A 263-nucleotide genomic window follows, 5' to 3' on the forward strand; every position below is an offset into this window, starting at 1 on the left:
GTCTTGTAGGGCGCGTCCTGTTTCACCCACAGCAGGAATTCGTCCTGCGCCATGGCGGCGATCGGGGTGAGATCGGTGTAGTTGAAGGCGACCTTGGAGACGAGCGGTTGCTGCCACGCGTTCGAAGTACCGAAGATAACCTTGTAGGGATCGCCGGCGGACGCCTTGCCGTAGACATAGCCTTCCGCCCCGCTGCCGCCGCCTTTGTTGACGACCACGATCGGCTGGTCGGTCAGTTTGTATTTGGTGACGATGCTCTGGAC

General features: G+C 60.5%; 1 protein-coding gene. It reads right to left on the bottom strand.

Annotated elements, in window-relative coordinates:
- On the bottom strand, window positions 1-263 hold a 263-nt coding region (locus tag QSV46_RS40060), incomplete at both ends, for a tripartite tricarboxylate transporter substrate-binding protein (protein WP_314964150.1).

Origin of the sequence: Bradyrhizobium cosmicum (assembly GCF_032290525.1) — a bacterium.
GTDB classification, from domain to species: Bacteria; Pseudomonadota; Alphaproteobacteria; order Rhizobiales; family Xanthobacteraceae; genus Bradyrhizobium; species Bradyrhizobium cosmicum_A.